The organism is Nocardia sp. CDC159 (assembly GCF_023740735.1).
Lineage (GTDB): Bacteria > Actinomycetota > Actinomycetes > Mycobacteriales > Mycobacteriaceae > Nocardia > Nocardia pulmonis.
In genome coordinates this window covers 435,921-452,305 of the sequence record NZ_JAMRXH010000002.1, presented here as the reverse complement: position 1 = coordinate 452,305, position 16,385 = coordinate 435,921, and the positions used below count along the sequence as shown (strand labels likewise).

15 protein-coding genes are annotated in these 16,385 nt (G+C 68.5%); 10 read left to right on the top strand and 5 right to left on the bottom strand.

What is annotated here, in order from left to right; all coding sequences use genetic code 11:
- Positions 1–84: 84 nt before the first annotated feature.
- The 6 genes from lysS (at position 85) to NDR87_RS05845 (ending at position 7,705) form a co-directional block, all read left to right on the top strand.
- Complete coding sequence (gene lysS, locus NDR87_RS05870; RefSeq protein ID WP_251910201.1) at positions 85–1,551, top strand: lysine--tRNA ligase; 1,467 nt, start codon at positions 85–87, stop codon at positions 1,549–1,551.
- Positions 1,552–1,664: 113 nt separating this feature from the next.
- Positions 1,665–2,030, top strand: a complete 366-nt coding sequence (locus NDR87_RS05865; RefSeq protein ID WP_251909823.1) for an Lsr2 family protein — start codon at positions 1,665–1,667, stop codon at positions 2,028–2,030.
- A 189-nt stretch (positions 2,031–2,219) separates the two neighbouring features.
- The gene (locus NDR87_RS05860) at positions 2,220–2,843 is read left to right on the top strand and encodes an FHA domain-containing protein (protein WP_251909824.1); all 624 of its coding nucleotides are present in this window, start codon (positions 2,220–2,222) and stop codon (positions 2,841–2,843) included.
- Between the two features lie 65 nt (positions 2,844–2,908).
- Positions 2,909–3,856 carry a triacylglycerol lipase gene (locus NDR87_RS05855; RefSeq protein WP_251909825.1) on the top strand — a complete coding sequence of 316 codons (948 nt, stop codon included), beginning with the start codon at positions 2,909–2,911 and terminating at the stop codon, positions 3,854–3,856.
- Between the two features lie 377 nt (positions 3,857–4,233).
- Complete coding sequence (locus NDR87_RS05850; RefSeq protein ID WP_251909826.1) at positions 4,234–6,777, top strand: ATP-dependent Clp protease ATP-binding subunit; 2,544 nt, start codon at positions 4,234–4,236, stop codon at positions 6,775–6,777.
- 130 nt (positions 6,778–6,907) lie between these two features.
- A complete protein-coding gene (locus NDR87_RS05845; RefSeq protein WP_251909827.1) occupies positions 6,908–7,705 on the top strand; it encodes a phytanoyl-CoA dioxygenase family protein in 798 nt (265 codons plus the stop codon).
- Positions 7,706–7,819: 114 nt separating this feature from the next.
- On the opposite strand, the gene NDR87_RS05840 is transcribed toward NDR87_RS05845, so the two are convergent.
- From NDR87_RS05840 to NDR87_RS05830, 3 genes are all read right to left on the bottom strand, one after another.
- On the bottom strand, positions 7,820–8,080 hold the full coding sequence (locus NDR87_RS05840) for an SHOCT domain-containing protein (protein ID WP_251909828.1): 261 nt from the start codon (positions 8,078–8,080) through the stop codon (positions 7,820–7,822).
- Between the two features lie 91 nt (positions 8,081–8,171).
- A complete protein-coding gene (locus NDR87_RS05835) occupies positions 8,172–8,834 on the bottom strand; it encodes a response regulator transcription factor (protein WP_251909829.1) in 663 nt (220 codons plus the stop codon).
- Positions 8,835–8,865: 31 nt separating this feature from the next.
- A complete protein-coding gene (locus NDR87_RS05830; RefSeq protein ID WP_251909830.1) occupies positions 8,866–10,098 on the bottom strand; it encodes a sensor histidine kinase in 1,233 nt (410 codons plus the stop codon).
- Positions 10,099–10,225: 127 nt separating this feature from the next.
- On the opposite strand from NDR87_RS05830, the gene NDR87_RS05825 reads away from it, so the two are divergent.
- From NDR87_RS05825 to NDR87_RS05815, 3 genes are all read left to right on the top strand, one after another.
- Positions 10,226–11,128 carry an ABC transporter ATP-binding protein gene (locus NDR87_RS05825; RefSeq protein ID WP_251909831.1) on the top strand — a complete coding sequence of 301 codons (903 nt, stop codon included), beginning with the start codon at positions 10,226–10,228 and terminating at the stop codon, positions 11,126–11,128.
- Entirely contained in the window at positions 11,125–11,973 is an 849-nt protein-coding gene (locus tag NDR87_RS05820) for an ABC transporter permease subunit (protein WP_251909832.1), read from the top strand. Before NDR87_RS05825 ends, NDR87_RS05820 begins: the two co-directional genes overlap by 4 nt.
- Before the next feature lie 375 nt (positions 11,974–12,348).
- Positions 12,349–12,792, top strand: a complete 444-nt coding sequence (locus tag NDR87_RS05815; protein WP_251909833.1) for an OsmC family peroxiredoxin — start codon at positions 12,349–12,351, stop codon at positions 12,790–12,792.
- On the opposite strand, the gene NDR87_RS05810 is transcribed toward NDR87_RS05815, so the two are convergent.
- The gene (locus NDR87_RS05810) at positions 12,776–13,210 is read right to left on the bottom strand and encodes a hypothetical protein (RefSeq protein WP_251909834.1); all 435 of its coding nucleotides are present in this window, start codon (positions 13,208–13,210) and stop codon (positions 12,776–12,778) included. The two genes, NDR87_RS05815 and NDR87_RS05810, sit on opposite strands and share 17 nt — an antisense overlap.
- A gap of 120 nt (positions 13,211–13,330) precedes the next feature.
- On the opposite strand from NDR87_RS05810, the gene NDR87_RS05805 reads away from it, so the two are divergent.
- Positions 13,331–16,048 carry a discoidin domain-containing protein gene (locus tag NDR87_RS05805; RefSeq protein ID WP_251909835.1) on the top strand — a complete coding sequence of 906 codons (2,718 nt, stop codon included), beginning with the start codon at positions 13,331–13,333 and terminating at the stop codon, positions 16,046–16,048.
- Here NDR87_RS05805 and mhuD read toward each other — a convergent pair whose 3' ends face one another.
- Positions 16,049–16,366: a mycobilin-forming heme oxygenase MhuD gene (gene mhuD, locus NDR87_RS05800; RefSeq protein ID WP_251909836.1), complete on the bottom strand. Its 318-nt coding sequence runs from the start codon at positions 16,364–16,366 to the stop codon at positions 16,049–16,051.
- Between the last annotated feature and the right edge of the window lie 19 nt (positions 16,367–16,385).

The window sequence follows — 16,385 nt, the reverse complement described above, 5'->3', positions numbered from 1 at the left end:
AACACCTCTTCCTCCGGCGGCGCCGCGGCCGTTCCCGCGGAGCAAAGCCGTCCTGCCGCAGCGGAAGTCGATCTTCCCGAGCAGATGCGGATTCGCCGGGAGAAGCGGGAGCGGTTGCTCGAGCAGGGCCATGAGGCTTACCCGGTGGTCGTGCCGCGCACGCATACCCTCGCCGAAATTCGGGCGACCTATCCGGACCTCGCGCCGGATACCCCGACCGGGCAGCAGGTGGGCGTCGCCGGTCGCGTCATTTTCATGCGCAATACCGGCAAGTTGTGTTTCGCGACGCTGCAGGAGGGCGACGGCACCAAGCTGCAGGCGATGATCAGCCTGAACGGTGTCGGCGCGGACGCGCTGGCCGCCTGGAAGGCCGATGTGGATCTCGGCGACTTCGTATTCGTGCACGGCGAGGTGATCTCCTCGCGCACGGGCGAATTGAGCGTCATGGCCGATTCCTGGTCCATGGCCGCCAAGGCGCTGCGCCCGCTGCCGGTGGCACACAAGGAGATGAGCGAGGAGGCGCGGGTCCGCCAGCGCTATGTCGATCTCATCGTGCGGCCGGAGGCGCGGGAAATGGCGCGCGTCCGGGTGGCCGCGGTGCGCGCGCTGCGAAACGCGTTGGAGCGCAGGGGCTTCCTGGAGGTGGAGACCCCCATGCTGCAGACGCTGCACGGCGGCGCCGCGGCCCGGCCGTTCGTCACCCACTCCAATGCGCTCGATATCGATCTGTATCTGCGCATCGCGCCGGAGCTGTTCCTCAAGCGCTGTGTGGTGGGCGGCATCGAGAAGGTCTTCGAGATCAACCGCAACTTCCGCAACGAGGGCATCGACTCGACCCATTCGCCCGAGTTCGCCATGCTGGAAACGTACGAGGCCTACGGCACCTACGACGATTCCGCGCGGATGATGCGGGAATTGATCCAGGAGGTGGCCCAGGAGGTCTTCGGCACCCAGGTGGTGACGCTGGCCGACGGCACCGAATACGATCTCGGCGGCGAGTGGAACACCGTGGAGATGTACCCCTCGCTGTCGGACTCGCTGGGTGTGCAGGTCACCCCCGAAACGACCGTCGACGAATTGCTCGCACTGGCCGATCGGGTGGGCCTGGAAATTCCCCAGGACAAGGGGTACGGACACGGCAAACTGGTCGAGGAACTGTGGGAGCACACCTACGGCGACAAGCTATACGCGCCGACTTTCGTGCGCGACTTCCCGGTCGAGACCTCGCCGCTGACCCGTCAGCATCGCAGCAGGCCCGGGGTGGCCGAGAAGTGGGATCTCTACGTCCGCGGCTTCGAGTTGGCCACCGGGTATTCGGAGCTGATCGATCCGGTCATTCAGCGCGAGCGCTTCATTGATCAGGCGAGATTGGCGGCGCAGGGCGACGACGAGGCCATGCGACTCGACGAGGACTTCCTCACGGCGATGGAACATGGTATGCCACCGACAACCGGTACCGGTATGGGAATCGATCGCTTGCTGATGGCGTTGACGGGTCTGGGAATCCGGGAAACGATACTGTTCCCAATTGTTCGTCCGTCCGCTCGCTGAGCGTCGGATTGAATGCCGAACTCCCGTCTTGGAAATCTCGAAATTCGAGGTATTCTCGACTCGGGTATCGGCCTAGTATGCGGGTCGCACGATTTCGAGAGGACGTTCATCTCATGGCAAAGAAGGTCACCGTTAGCCTGATCGACGATGTCGACGGTGAGTCCATCGCGGACGAGACCATCGAGTTTGCGATCGATGGTGTGTCGTACGAGATCGACCTGTCCGCGGCAAATGCGGCGAAGCTGCGGGATGGGTTGGAGCCCTGGGTTTCCAACGCGCGTCGAGTGAGCGGCCGCCGACGCAGCAAGCCTGCCGGGGTCGGGGCGGGTGCACCGAAGAACCCCGTCTCGCGGGACCGCGAACAGAGTGCCGCAATTCGGGAATGGGCGCGCCGCAAGGGCCACAAGGTCTCCGCGCGCGGTCGTATCTCCGCGGAGATTGCCGAGGCGTACAACAAGGAAGTCGGTCGCAACAACTAGAGCGACAACTCGGTTTGCAATTGGGTCGCTGCCGCCTGGAGGAATCGTGCACCGTCCGGGCAGCAGCGGCTTTTTCATATCATTTATGCATAACCGGTGAAAGTGTGGGTTCCGGGCGCTTGTGATGCGATCTTGCTTCGAGACGATCCGGCGCGGCACCATGGAAACCGTGAGTGAGGGATCGGGACAGTGACCGGATTTCACGGATCGTTCCTGCGTTTCACCGACGACAGCGGCAGCCGCCAGGAGCTCGTGCTCTCCCCGGACCGTCAGCGCATCACCATCGGGCGTTCGCCGCAGGCCGACCTCACCCTGTCCTGGGACGCCGAGGTGTCGCGTCTGCACGCCGCGGTGGAGTTCCTGACCGCGGGCTGGACCATCGTCGACGACGGGCTCTCGCGCAACGGGACCTTCGTCAACGGCGAGCGCGTCGTGGGGCGCCGGCGGTTGGCCGAGGGCGATCGCATCCGAATCGGTTCGCAGCTGCTGTCCTTCCACGACTTCAGCGGCGTGGCCGACAATCCCACCCGCACCTCGGCCGGGATGTTCCCGACCCTGCGCTCGCTCACCGAGACCCAGCGCGCGGTGTTGATCGCGCTGTGCCGCCCGTACAAGAACAACTCCGGATTCGCCACGCCCGCCTCGAATCAGCAGATCGCCGACGAGCTGTTCCTGAGTGTCGACGCCATCAAAACCCACCTGCGCGCGCTGTTCTCGAAGTTCGGCGTGGAGGATCTGCCGCAGAACCAGAAGCGCGTGCGGCTGGCGAGCCTGGCCCTGCAGGCCGGAATCGTGTCCGACCGGGATCTGTAGATTCCGCCCCCTACTGCAACACGTTCTCGTAACCTTCCGGAACACGTTTCATTCCTGGAGGGCTCATGCGCCGTGCGCTACCGGTTTCGATGCTGGTCATGGCGGTGCTGACCGCCCTGTGGGTGGGCGCCGCGGCGCCGGCGCGGGCCGACTATCCGGTCGTCTACAACTTCTTCGCCGGAATTCCGCACGAGTTGCGCCAGCCCGGCGGTTCGCTGCCGGGTTCGAACGACTGGTCGTGCCGTCCGAGCGCGGACCATCCGAATCCGGTGGTGCTGCTGCACGGGACCGGTGGTGGGGCACAGACGAATTGGGGCGTCTACGTGCCGCTGCTGGCCAACGCGGGCTACTGCGTCTACGCGCCGACCTACGGCGCCTACGATCTGCCCTGGCCGCTGTCGGCCATCGGCGGGATGCGCCCGATCGAGCAGAGCTCCGCGCAGGTCGCCGCCTTCGTCGATCGGGTGCTCGCGGCCACGGGCGCGGCGCGGGTCGACCTGATCGGGCATTCGCAGGGCAATATCGTCGGCAATTACTACGTCAAGCGACTGGGCGGCGCGGCGCGCGTGGACCGGTTCGTGGCGCTGGCCGCCCCCTGGTTGTCGACCTACGGGCCGATGCTGGACCCGGTGCGCGTCGTCGCCCGGCAGTTGGGGGCCGAGGCCGCGGTCGAGGGGCTGCTCGGCGCCGGGCTGTGCGTGCCGTGCGGGCAGATGGCCGGACGCTCGGAATTCATGAGGGCGCTGCTCGCCGACGGTGTGTACGACCCGGACGTCACCTATACCAATATCGCGACCCGCTACGACGAACTCGTCGTGCCGTATACGGTCGGCCTCGTGCCCGGGCCGAGAACGATCAACATCACGGTCCAGGACGGCTGTGCGGCCGACTTCTCCGAGCACGCCGGGATCGCGGGCAGCGAACGCGCGGCGATCTTCGCGCTCAACGCCCTGGACCCCGGACACCCCCGTCCGGTGCCGTGTCATTTCATTCCACCGGTCACCGGGGGTTAGGCCGCGCGCGGTGCGGGTAGCACCCACCTCGTGGGGGCCGCACCCGATACCGTCATATGGAACGCACTCGCAACGCATGGCGCGGAAGGTCACCGCGCGGTACCGGATCGACGCCGTCGGCCGGGTTTTCCCCCGCCGACCGGCGGGTTGTTCGCTCAGGGCGTATCGGGACGGAAACGAACCCGGCAACAGCTGCGTTATGACTGAATGACTGGCGATGTCGGAGGTCCGCAATAGGGTGGACGGACGACGGCCGTGACCCCCGCCAACTAGAGTGGAGGCGGGGGATGCAACCCCAGGGCTTCATGGCAGGCTGGCGCACAGTCGACTGGAAGCGCCGGAACGCCGTGGATAGCGGAGCAGGAAGTGAGGGAGCGATGTTCGAGAGGTTCACCGACCGCGCAAGGCGGGTCGTTGTCCTGGCTCAGGAAGAGGCCAGGATGCTCAACCACAACTACATCGGCACCGAGCACATCCTGCTGGGCCTGATCCACGAGGGTGAGGGTGTCGCGGCGAAGTCCCTGGAGTCGCTGGGCATTTCGCTCGAGGGTGTGCGCAGCCAGGTGGAGGAGATCATCGGACAGGGCCAGCAGGCGCCGTCCGGTCACATTCCCTTCACCCCGCGGGCGAAGAAGGTGCTGGAGCTGAGCCTGCGCGAGGCGCTGCAGCTCGGCCACAACTACATCGGCACCGAGCACATCCTGCTCGGCCTGATCCGTGAGGGTGAGGGTGTCGCGGCGCAGGTGCTGGTCAAGCTGGGCGCCGACCTGAACCGGGTGCGCCAGCAGGTCATCCAGCTGCTGTCGGGCTACAGCCAGGGCGGTAAGGAGGCGGTGGAGGCCGGTGGCCGCGAGTCCGGCACGCCGTCCACCTCGCTGGTACTCGACCAGTTCGGCCGCAACCTGACCCAGGCCGCGCTCGAGGGCAAGCTCGACCCGGTCATCGGCCGCTCGAAGGAGATCGAGCGCGTCATGCAGGTGCTGAGCCGCCGCACCAAGAACAACCCGGTGCTGATCGGCGAGCCCGGCGTCGGTAAGACCGCGGTGGTCGAGGGCCTGGCCCAGGCCATCGTGAACGGCGAGGTGCCCGAGACGCTCAAGGACAAGCAGCTCTACACCCTCGACCTGGGTTCGCTGGTCGCGGGCAGCCGCTATCGCGGTGACTTCGAGGAACGCCTGAAGAAGGTGCTCAAGGAGATCAACACCCGCGGCGACATCATCCTGTTCATCGACGAGTTGCACACGCTGGTCGGCGCGGGCGCGGCCGAGGGCGCGATCGACGCGGCCTCGATCCTGAAGCCGAAGCTGGCCCGCGGCGAGCTGCAGACCATCGGCGCGACCACCCTCGACGAGTACCGCAAGTACATCGAGAAGGACGCCGCCCTGGAGCGCCGGTTCCAGCCGGTGCAGGTGGGCGAGCCGACCGTCGAGCACACCATCAACATCCTCAAGGGCCTGCGCGACCGGTACGAGGCGCATCACCGCGTCTCGATCACCGATTCGGCGCTGGTCGCGGCCGCGACGCTGGCCGACCGCTACATCAACGACCGGTTCCTGCCGGACAAGGCGATCGACCTGATCGACGAGGCGGGCGCGCGCATGCGCATCCGTCGCATGACCGCGCCGCCGGACCTGCGCGAATTCGACGACAAGATCGCCGATGCCCGCCGCGAGAAGGAAAGCGCGATCGACGCGCAGGACTTCGAGAAGGCCGCGCGGCTGCGCGACAAGGAGAAGCAACTGGTCGCCAAGCGCGCCGAGCGTGAGAAGCAGTGGCGCTCGGGCGATCTGGACGTCGTGGCCGAGGTCGACGACGAGCAGATCGCGGAGGTGCTGGCCAACTGGACCGGTATTCCGGTGTTCAAGCTCACCGAGGAGGAGACCACCCGGCTGCTCCGCATGGAGGACGAGCTGCACAAGCGGATCATCGGCCAGGAGGACGCGGTCAAGGCCGTGTCCAAGGCCATCCGCCGTACCCGCGCGGGTCTGAAGGATCCGAAGCGGCCGTCCGGCTCGTTCATCTTCGCCGGTCCGTCCGGCGTCGGTAAGACCGAGCTGTCCAAGGCGCTGGCGAACTTCCTGTTCGGCGACGACGATGCGCTCATCCAGATCGATATGGGCGAGTTCCACGATCGCTTCACCGCCTCGCGGCTGTTCGGCGCCCCTCCGGGTTACGTCGGCTACGAGGAGGGCGGCCAGCTCACCGAGAAGGTGCGCCGCAAGCCGTTCTCGGTCGTGCTGTTCGACGAGATCGAGAAGGCCCACCAGGAGATCTACAACACCCTGTTGCAGGTCCTCGAGGACGGCCGCCTGACCGACGGTCAGGGCCGGACGGTGGACTTCAAGAACACGGTGCTGATCTTCACCTCGAACCTCGGCACGCAGGACATCTCCAAGGCCGTGGGGCTGGGCTTCACCCAGTCCAACAACGAGGGCTCGAACTACGAGCGGATGAAGCTCAAGGTCAACGACGAGCTGAAGAAGCACTTCCGGCCCGAGTTCCTCAACCGCATCGACGACGTGATCGTCTTCCACCAGCTCACCAACGAGCAGATCGTCCAGATGGTGGACCTGATGATCGGCCGCGTCGCCAACCAGCTGCGGAACAAGGATATGGAGATCGAGCTCACCGATCGGGCCAAGAGCCTGCTGGCCAAGCGCGGCTTCGATCCGGTGCTGGGCGCTCGCCCGCTGCGCCGGACGATCCAGCGCGAGATCGAGGACCAGCTGTCGGAGAAGATCCTCTTCGGCGAGATCGGCCCCGGCCAGGTCGTCCAGGTCGACGTCGAGAACTGGGACGGCGAGGGCGCGGGCGAGGACGCCAAGTTCACCTTCGCCGGTCGGGAGAAGGCGAAGCCCGCCGCCGACGAGGAGAAGCCGGTGGCCGCGCTCGCGGGTGAGTCCGCGGCGTCCGGCGAGTAACGCCCGAAGGCTCGAAGGCCCCTTTCGCCCGGTGCGAGAGGGGCCTTCGCCGTTCGGAGCCGAAATTCGGTGGCGTGCGGCCGCGCGGTGATCCATTGTCGACGGGGTACTTCTCGGCGGAAAGGAACGCATGCTCACCGAAGCGCAGCTCGAGGGATTCGTCGCCGAGGGTTTCGTGAAGGTCGAGCACGCCTTCGCACCCGAGACGGCCGCGGCGGGGCGCGAGATTCTCTGGCGGGCGACCGGCTGCACTCCCGATGACCCCGCGACCTGGACGCAACCGGTCATCCGGCTGGGTGATCATGCCGAGCAGCCGTTCCGGATCGCCGTCACCGCGCCCGCGCTGACCGAGGCGTTCGACCAGCTGGTCGGCTTTGGCCGCTGGCTGCCGCGGAACAGCCTGGGCGGCTGGCCGATTCGCTTCCCGAGCGAGCAGCCGCCGGGCGACGACGGCTGGCATGTCGATGCCAGCTTCGCGGGCGACGACCCGGCCGACTTCTTCACCTGGCGGATCAATGTGCGTACCCAGGGCAGGGCGCTGCTGATGCTGTTCCTGTTCTCCGATGTCGATGCCGAGGACGCGCCGACCCGCATCCGGGTGGGCTCACATCTGCGGCTGCCCGCGGTGCTCGCGCCGCACGGCGACCGGGGCCTGGCGATGTCGGACCCGCGGGTGCTCGAGTGCTGCAACGCCGGCACCGAGGATCTGCCGCAGGTATCGGCCACCGGCCGGGCGGGCGATGTGTACCTGTGCCATCCGTTCCTGGTCCACGCCGCCCAGCCCAATCGCACCGGCCGCCCGAAGTTCATGGCCCAGCCGCCGCTACTGCTGCGCGAGCCCTGCGACCTCGACCGCGCGGACGGTGCGTATTCGCCGGTGGAGCAGGCGATTCGACGTGGTCTGGCGCTGTCCGGGCAGGGGGCGTAGCGGGCATGACGACCGCCGAGCCCGCCTCACGCAGAGCGTCGGTCGTGGTGACCGGCCAGCGCCACGGGCTCGGCGATTGTGCGGCCAAGGCCTTTCGAGCGGCGGCTGCGCCGGTCAGAAACGTCGCCGCGAGCGCCGCAGAACCTCGAGGCGAGTCAGGAAGTCCTCCTCGCTGATCTCCCCGCGTGCGAATGCCGAACGCAGCGTGCCGATTCCGTCGTCGCGTCGGCGGCCGCGCCGGAACACGATGCCGAGGGTGATCAGGCCGAGCCAGAACAGCAGCGGGAAGATCCAGAAGTACGGCCCGGGATGCCAGCCGTAATCGGAATGATCGGCCAGCACAGATACCGCGGCCGAGGACAGGTGTTCGTTCATGTCTCCAGCCTGTGCCCCGCGGGTCGTGCCGTCATCGGTACGTGAGCGACTCTCGGCATACGTCTGCGTGCGTACCGGCGCGCGGTTCGGGCTACTGCCAGCCGGGACGCACCAGCCCCGACTCGTAGGCCAGCACCACCAGCTGGGTGCGGTCACGGGCGTTGAGCTTCAACAGGATTCGGCTGACGTGGGTGCGGGCGGTGGCGGGGCTCAAGAACAGGCGCTCGGCGATTTCGGCATTGGTGAGGCCCTCGGCGACCAGGGCCATCACCTCGCGTTCGCGATCGGTCAGCTCGGACAGCGCCGAGGTGGGCGCGGGCTTGGCGCGCGTGGCGAATTCGGCGACCAGGCGGCGGGTGACGCTGGGGGACAACAGCGCATCGCCCGCGGCCACCACCCGCACCGCCTTCACCAGATCGGCCGGTTCGGTGTGCTTGACCAGGAAACCCGTTGCGCCCGAACGCATCGCCTCGAAGACGTACTCGTCGAGTTCGAAGGTGGTCAGTACCACGACCCGCACCCCGGACAGCTCGGAGTCCCCGGCGATCTCGCGCGTGGCGGCCAGGCCGTCCAGCACCGGCATCCGGATGTCCATGAGCACCACGTCCGGCCGCAGCTCGCGGGTCAGGCGCAGCGCCGTAAGGCCGTTGTCGGCCTCGCCCACCACCTCGATCCCGTCCTGGGCGTCCAGCAGGGCCGCGAATCCGGCGCGCACCAGGGCCTGGTCGTCGGCTATCACTACCCGAATGGTCATGTAATCACCTGCGCGAGAGGGTTTTCGGTGGTCATGGCGGCTCCGGTGGGATATCCCCGGGTGCCGTGCCGCCGGTCGTGAGCGGCAGGCGCGCGGATACGCGGAAGCCGCCGTCGCCGTGCGGGTGGGCACTCAGCTCGCCGCCGAGCGCGTGGGCGCGTTCGGTCATTCCCGTGATGCCGCTTCCGCCGCCTGTGGACGGCTGTGGAGAACTGGTGGGACGGCCGTTCTCGACCGTGAGCCGCAGCTCCTCCAACGAATACTCCACGCCGACAACGGCCCTCGCGCCGGGCGCGTGCCGCAGCACATTGGTGAGCGACTCCTGCACGATGCGGGCCGCGGCCACGTCGACCAGCGCCGGGAGTCGGCGCACCGGTCCGCGGATCCGCGTGTCGACGCTCAGCCCGGCCGCGCGGGCGGGCGCGATGAGGGCGTCCAGGTCGGCGATGCCGACGGTCGGAGTCGTCGTCGGCGCACCATTTTCCGCGCCGGAGCGGATGGAGCGCAGCAGGCTGTGCACCTCGCCCAACGCGTCGCGGCTGACCTGTTTGATGGCGGCCAGCGCGGTGGCGGCCTGCTCGGGCCTGCGGTCCAGCAGTTCCAGCGCCACCGAGGACTGCACATTGATCAGCGAGAGGCTGTGTGCCAAGACATCGTGCAGTTCCCGGGCGATGGCCAGACGCTCCTCGGTCGCGCGCTGCTCACGCCGCGCGCGTTCGCGTTCGCGTTGGGCCTGTTCGTTGCGCCGGGCCGCCTCCAAGCGCTGCTGTCGTGCGGCCGAAATCTCGCGGCGCTGGCGAATGCCCTCGGCCAGGGCGAGCAGCACGCACAGCCACGCCAGCACCCCGGCCAGCTGCCAGCCGCTGGCCGGATAGCCGCGCAGCGCGGGCACCGGCCACATCATCAGTCCGTAGCCCAGGGGGACGAAAGGGTAGGTGCGCCAACGGGAACCGCGGGTGGCAGCGGTGAGGAAGGCGACGATCAGCGACAGGAAGATCGGCCCGTAGCCGTAACCCGCGATCAGATAGGTCAGCGTGGTGGCAAGGACGCCCACGAAGACGCTCAGTGGATACACACGCCGCACCACCAGCAGCAGCGGCCCGGCCAGCAGCAGGCCATAGCCCAGCGCCCCGAGCGAATGCACTTCCGCCACGCCGTGCCGGATCTGGGCCTGGTTGGCCGCCTGCCCCGCGCCGAGCTGGATGGCGGCGACGACGAGCGCCACCAGCACATCTCGCCCACCGGGCCGCGCGGTCGGACTCACCCTCGCACGGTAACGCCGTACTCGCTCCGGCGGTATGCGGCCGCGACGAAATACGTCCCGATACGTATCCGCGCTCGCGCCGGTCGGCCGATGTGGGCGACCAGGTCGGCGGCGGATTCTCGAAGCCATGAACGAAACCGTCGTGGTCACCGAGTCGCTGACCAAACGCTACGGCACCCATACCGCCGTCGACTCCGTCGCGATGACGGTGCGCGCGGGGGAGATCTACGGATTCCTCGGGCCCAACGGGGCGGGAAAGACCACCACGCTGCGCATGCTGGTGGGCCTGATCCGCCCGAGCGCGGGCCGGGCCACCGTGCTGGGCCGCCGCCCCGGCGATCCGCGGGCGCTGCGCCGCATCGGCGTGCTGATCGAGGGGCCCGGCTTCTATCCGTATCTGTCCGGCCGCGACAACCTGCGGGTGCTGGCCCGCTATCGAGGCTGCGGCCCGGACGATGTGGCCGAGGCGCTGGATCGGGTGGCGCTGACCGGCCGCGCCGACGACCGGTTCCGGGCCTATTCGCTCGGGATGAAGCAGCGGCTGGGTGTGGCCGCGGCCCTGCTCGGCCGCCCGGATCTGCTGATCCTCGACGAACCCACCAATGGGCTCGATCCGGCGGGGATGGCCGAGATGCGCGAGCTCATCACCGGATTGGCCGCCGACGGGCACACCGTGGTGCTCTCGTCACACCTGCTCAGCGAGGTGCAGGAGATCTGTGACCGGGTCGGCGTCATCTCGCGGGGCCGCCTGCTCACCGAGGCCACGGTGAGCGAACTGCGCGGTGCGGCAACGCTTCTCCTGCGGGCCGAACCGGTGGAGCTGGCGTTTCCGGCGGTGCGCCGGGTGGTGGGGGACCGATCCGCGCTGCTGACCGCCGCGGGCATCAGGGTCGATGCCGATGTGGCAATGGCGCCGAAGGTGGCGCGCGCGGTGATCGAGGCGGGGGCGGAGCTGCTGGAGCTGCGCACCGCCGAAAAGTCCTTGGAAGAGGTCTTTTTCGAGATGACGAATTCGGAGGCGACATCATGAGGCAGTTGTGGGCGTGCACGCGGGCGGAATTCGCGCGGTTGGCGAAATGGCCCGCGGTATGGATTCTGATCGGGACGTGGATTCTGCTGAATCTCACCTTCGCCTATCTGTTCAACTATCTGGCGTACTCCTCGGGCAGCAGCAGCCGGATGTCCAACGGCCTGCCCCGCGATCTACTGCTGCGGCAGCTGTTGCCCGCCGCGGTGCCGGAGGTTTTCACCCAGGGCATGGCCATGTTCGGCGGCGCGCTGATCCTGGTGCTGGGCGCGCTGGCAATCGGCAGCGGCTATGGCTGGGGCACCTGGAAAACCGCCCTCGCGCAGGGGCCGTCGCGCCCGAGCGTCGTCGGCGGCACCTTGATCGCGCTGGCCGTGACGATACTCGTCCTGGTCTGCGTCGCCTTCGTCGTGAACACCGGGGTGGCCGTGCTGATCGCCGCGACCGAGCAGCAATCGCTCGCGCTGCCGTCGGCCCGCAGCGCACTGCTCGGAATCGGCACGGGCGCGGCCATTCTGGGCATGTGGACGCTCGCGGGCGCGCTCATCGGCGCGATCGCCCGCGGCCCGGCACTGGCGGTCGGGCTGGGCCTGGTGTGGGTGCTGGTCGTGGAGAATCTGCTGCGCGGCGTGGCCGCGATCTTCTCCCCGATCCGAGGGGTCACCGACCACCTCCCCGGCACGGCCGCCAATTCGCTGGCCAACGCCATGCGCACGACCGAGGGCATGGCGACCCCCGGGGTGGTGGACATCCTCTCGCGCCCAGCGGCCTTCACAACGCTGTCCGCCTACGCCCTGGCCTTCGTAATCGGCACCATCTGGCTGTTCCGCCAGCGCGATATGGTCTGACTCCCAACGAGACTCCCGCCCGCCGCCCGGGCAATAAGACTCCGCCCATTGCCCGGGCACCCCTTTCCCTACGCCCCAGCCGCCCGGCCGCGCGCCTCGTTCCCTGTCGCCCGGCCCCGCCCCTATTTTCTGTCGCCCGGCCGCGCCCCTATTTTCTGTCGCCCGGCCGCGCCCCTATTTTCTGTCGCCCGGCCGCCAGGCCGGGCGACAGGGTCATCCCAGCACCCGCTCAGCGCCGGGTGATCGCTGGCCCTGGCTGATCCTCGGGGGATCGTGCTCGCCCGCGTCACCAATCCGCAGTGAGCCCACCGCCCGTGCGCGAAGGCGGTAGGTTCGATCGCGACGGCGACCTATTCCTACTGTGAAAGGACTGTGATGCCAACACGTACCGCGCGCACCGCTTGGAGCGGGGGCCTGCAGGACGGCTCCGGACAGGTCGAACTGGCCAGCTCCGGCGTCGGCAAATTCGACGTGTCGTTCCCCAAGCGCAGCGCCGACAACGCCGACGGCACCACCAGCCCCGAGGAGCTGATCGCGGCCGCGCATTCCTCCTGCTACGCCATGGCGCTGTCGGCGCAGATCGGCAACGCGGGCGGCACCGTGCAGAGCCTGGACGTGAGCGCCGATGTCACCCTCGGCCCGGACCCGGCCGGTGGCTTCCGGATCGGCAAGATCAAGCTGACCGTGCGGGGCAAGGCCGACGGCATCGACGCCAACGCTTTCCAGCAGGCCGCCGAGGCCGCCAAGGCCGGTTGCCCGGTCAGCAAGGCCCTGGCCGGGGTCGACACCATCGAGCTGGACGCTACTTTCGAGTCCTGACGAAATAGCGCCGCGCATCGGCGCGGCTCAGCGCGGCCAGCATGGTCAGCACCGCGAACACGTGCGCGGTGCGCAGCATCGCCGTCGCCGCGTCGACCGGTGTCCCGCGCAGCTCACCGAAACCGTTGGCGGCCAAGCCCGTCAGCGGTTCGGCGAGCAGCGATACCAGCCCGATCGTGCCCAGCCCCACCGCGAGCAGGGTGCGCGCCCAGCGCGCTCCGGCGGCCATCCACATCGCCGCCGCGAGGACCAGGCCGTAGATGGTCAGCCGGGCGAGCACGGCACCCGGTCCGGCCACCCCGCGCAGCAGCATCTCGGCGATTCCGCACAGCAGCGCGACCACGACGGCCGCGAAGGCCAGCGATACCGACCGCGGCCTGATCTCGGGGGCCGTCGGCGAGAGCGTGATTCGAGTCATATCCGACACGCTGGTCCACCGTTTCTCGGTGCGGCTCACCCGGTGGTCCGATTTCGTGCCGCCACCCGAGTATGAGGCGTCTGGGCACATAGGTCCGACGATTTGTGGCAGTCTGCCAATGTGGCGTCCCCAGCGCGACGGATCCTCGGCAGTCGTACGCGGCTGCTGATCGGTCTCGCCGTGTCCGTGGTCGCCGTGCTGGTGGCCGTGATCGTCGTGGTGGCCGTGCGATCCGCCGACGGCGGCTCGCCGGGCGCGAGCCCGTGTCCGGACGACAGCGTCGCCGGACAGCCCGAATGGGCGCCCGCTGCGGATTCCTTTGCCGCGGGCTATGATCGGCACCCCTTCGTCGGCAATGGCTATCTGGGACTGCGGATTCCGACCGCGGGCACCGGCTATGTCGAGACCGGCGAGCGCACCGGCTGGCCGCTGTACACCCCGCGGTACGACGGCGCGTTCGTGGCCGGACTCTACGGCGCCGAACCCGGACTGGCCGACGGCCGCATGGTGGCAGCGGCACTGCCCAACTGGTCCACGCTGCTGGTCCAGGTCGGCGACGAGACCTTCTCGCCCGCAACGCCGCCCGAACGGGTCACCAACTTCCGACAGACCGCGTACCTGCGCTGCGGACTGGTCCGCACCGCGCTGACCTGGACCACGCGCGACGGCCGGGCCACCGACCTGACCTTCGACGTCTTCGCCGATCGCGCCGATCAGCACGCCGCCGCGGTGCGGCTGTCGCTCACCCCGCACTGGGACGGGCAGGCCACCGTCACCGGACTACTCGATATGGCCGGGGCCCGGCGCATCGATCGGACCGCGATCACCGAACCGGCCGCGAACACCCTCGCCCTCGAATTCCGCACCCGGACAACCGATGTCGTGGGCGATGTGGTCTCGGTGCTCGATGCCGGACAGGTGCCGGTGCGCCGGCAGGACGCCGCGCAGCAGGCGAATCTGTCGGTGGCGCAGGGCAAGTCGTACGAGGTGACCAAGTACGTCGGCGTCGACACCGCCCACACCGCGGCCGATCCGGCCCACTCCGCCCTCGACTCCGCCCGCCGCGCCGCCGACCGCGGCTGGTCGGGTCTGCTCGCCGAACAGGCCCGGCAGTGGCGCGCGCTGTGGGCCTCCGATATCGAGGTGCCCGGTCGGCCCGAGGTGCAGCGCTGGGTTCGGGGCGCGCTGTATTCGCTCTACTCGGCGACGAATTCCAGCCAGGACAACAGTATTTCGCCGACCGGACTGAGCAGCGAAAATTACGCGGGACTGATCTTCTGGGACGCCGATATCTGGATGTATCCGGGCCTGTTGCAGCTAGCGCCCGAACTGGCGAAATCGGTGATCGAATATCGCTACAAGACACTGCCCGCGGCGCGTGCCAATGCCGAACGGCTCGGCCTGCCGGGTGCGTTCTATCCGTGGACCAGCGCGGCCACCGGCAATCTGGATACCGACTGCCACAGCTGGTCGCCCCCGCACTGCCTGATCCAGATCCACCTGCAGGGCGATGTTTCCCTCGCGGCGTGGCAGTACTACGAGGCCACGAAGGACCTCGGCTACCTACACGAGCGCGGTTGGCCGATCATGTCCGAGCTGGCCGAGTTCTGGGCCGCGCGGGTCACCGCCAATCCGGACGGCAGCTACTCCATTCGCGACGTCGCGGGCCCCGACGAGTACAGCAATGGCGTGAACGACGGCGCCTACACCAATGCCGTCGCGGCTGAGGCATTACGCAATGCCGTCGCCGCGGCGCGCCTGCTCGGACAGCCCGCACCACCGGAATGGACGACGATCGCCGATCGCCTGCGCATGCCCTTCGATCCGGTGCACGGGGTCTTCCTGCAGTACGACGGCTACCGCGGATCGCAGATCAAACAGGCCGACACCGTGCTGCTGCAATATCCGCTCGAATGGCCCATGCCGCCCGACGTAGCCGCCCGGACGCTCGACTACTACGCCGAGCGCACCGATCCCGAGGGTCCGGCCATGACCGATTCCGTGCACGCGATCAATGCCGCCGCCAATGGCGAACCCGGTTGTTCGGTGGGTACCTATCTGGACCGGTCGGCGCGCCCGTTCGTGCGCGAGCCGTTCGGTCAGTTCTCCGAGGCACGCGGGGAGAAGGCGGGCGCACACGATCCGCTGGCCGGATCACCCGCCTTCGACTTCACCACGCTGTCGGGCGGTTACATCCAGGAATTCACCAATGGGCTGCTGGGACTTCGTTTCCGCGAGGACAGGGTGCTGCTGAATCCGCTGCTGCCGCCGCAGCTGGCACAGGGCATCACGGTGCGCGGATTGCATTGGCAGGGACGGGTGTTCGATGTCGCCGCGGGGCCGCAGCGCACGACCGTGACGCTGCGCTCGGGCGATCCGCTGCCGATCGACAACGGAACCGGGGTGCGCCAGCTGGATTCGAGCCGCTCGCTGGAACTCACCACGCGCCGCCCCGATCTGGCGCCGACCGAGGACGCGGCGCGCTGCAAACCCGCCGCTGCCAGCAGCGAACAGCCCGGCGACTATGCCGCGGCGGCCGTGGACGGCGACACCGCCACCAGCTGGCGGCCGGATTCGGCCCGGGCCGATCTGACGGTAGACCTCGGTTCGGAGGTCACCGTGACCCGGGTGGCCCCGCGCTGGACCGAACCGGCGCCGGTGTCGTCCTCGATCGTGGTGTCGACGGACAATCGCTCGTGGTCGGCGGTGGTGACCACCCCGAACGGCGAGCTGCTCCAGCCGAAGAGCGGCCGCTACGTGCGAATCCACGTCGATGGCGGCGATCCGACCGCGCGGCCGGGCATCCGCGAGGTCGACATCGGCACCAAATCCCGCTGACTACCGATCCGCGGCCTTACCCGCCACATCCAGCACGACCTCGAATTCCAGCAGCGAGGCGCCCGTGGCGACCGGCTTGCGGGCCTGGCCCGCATGCGCCTCCTTGGCCGGGCCGTCGCGCCAGGCGGCGAACGACTCCTCCGAATCCCACTGCGTCACAACGAAGTAGCGGTTCTCGCCGGCCACCGGGCGCAGCAGCTGGAAGCCCAGGAAGCCGGGGGAGTTCTCCACCGCGTGCGCCCGGGCGGCGAACCGCTTCTCCAGTTCGGGGCCCGCGCCCTCGGGGATCTCGATCGCATTGATCTTCACAACAGCCATGTAGACCAGGCTAGGCCAG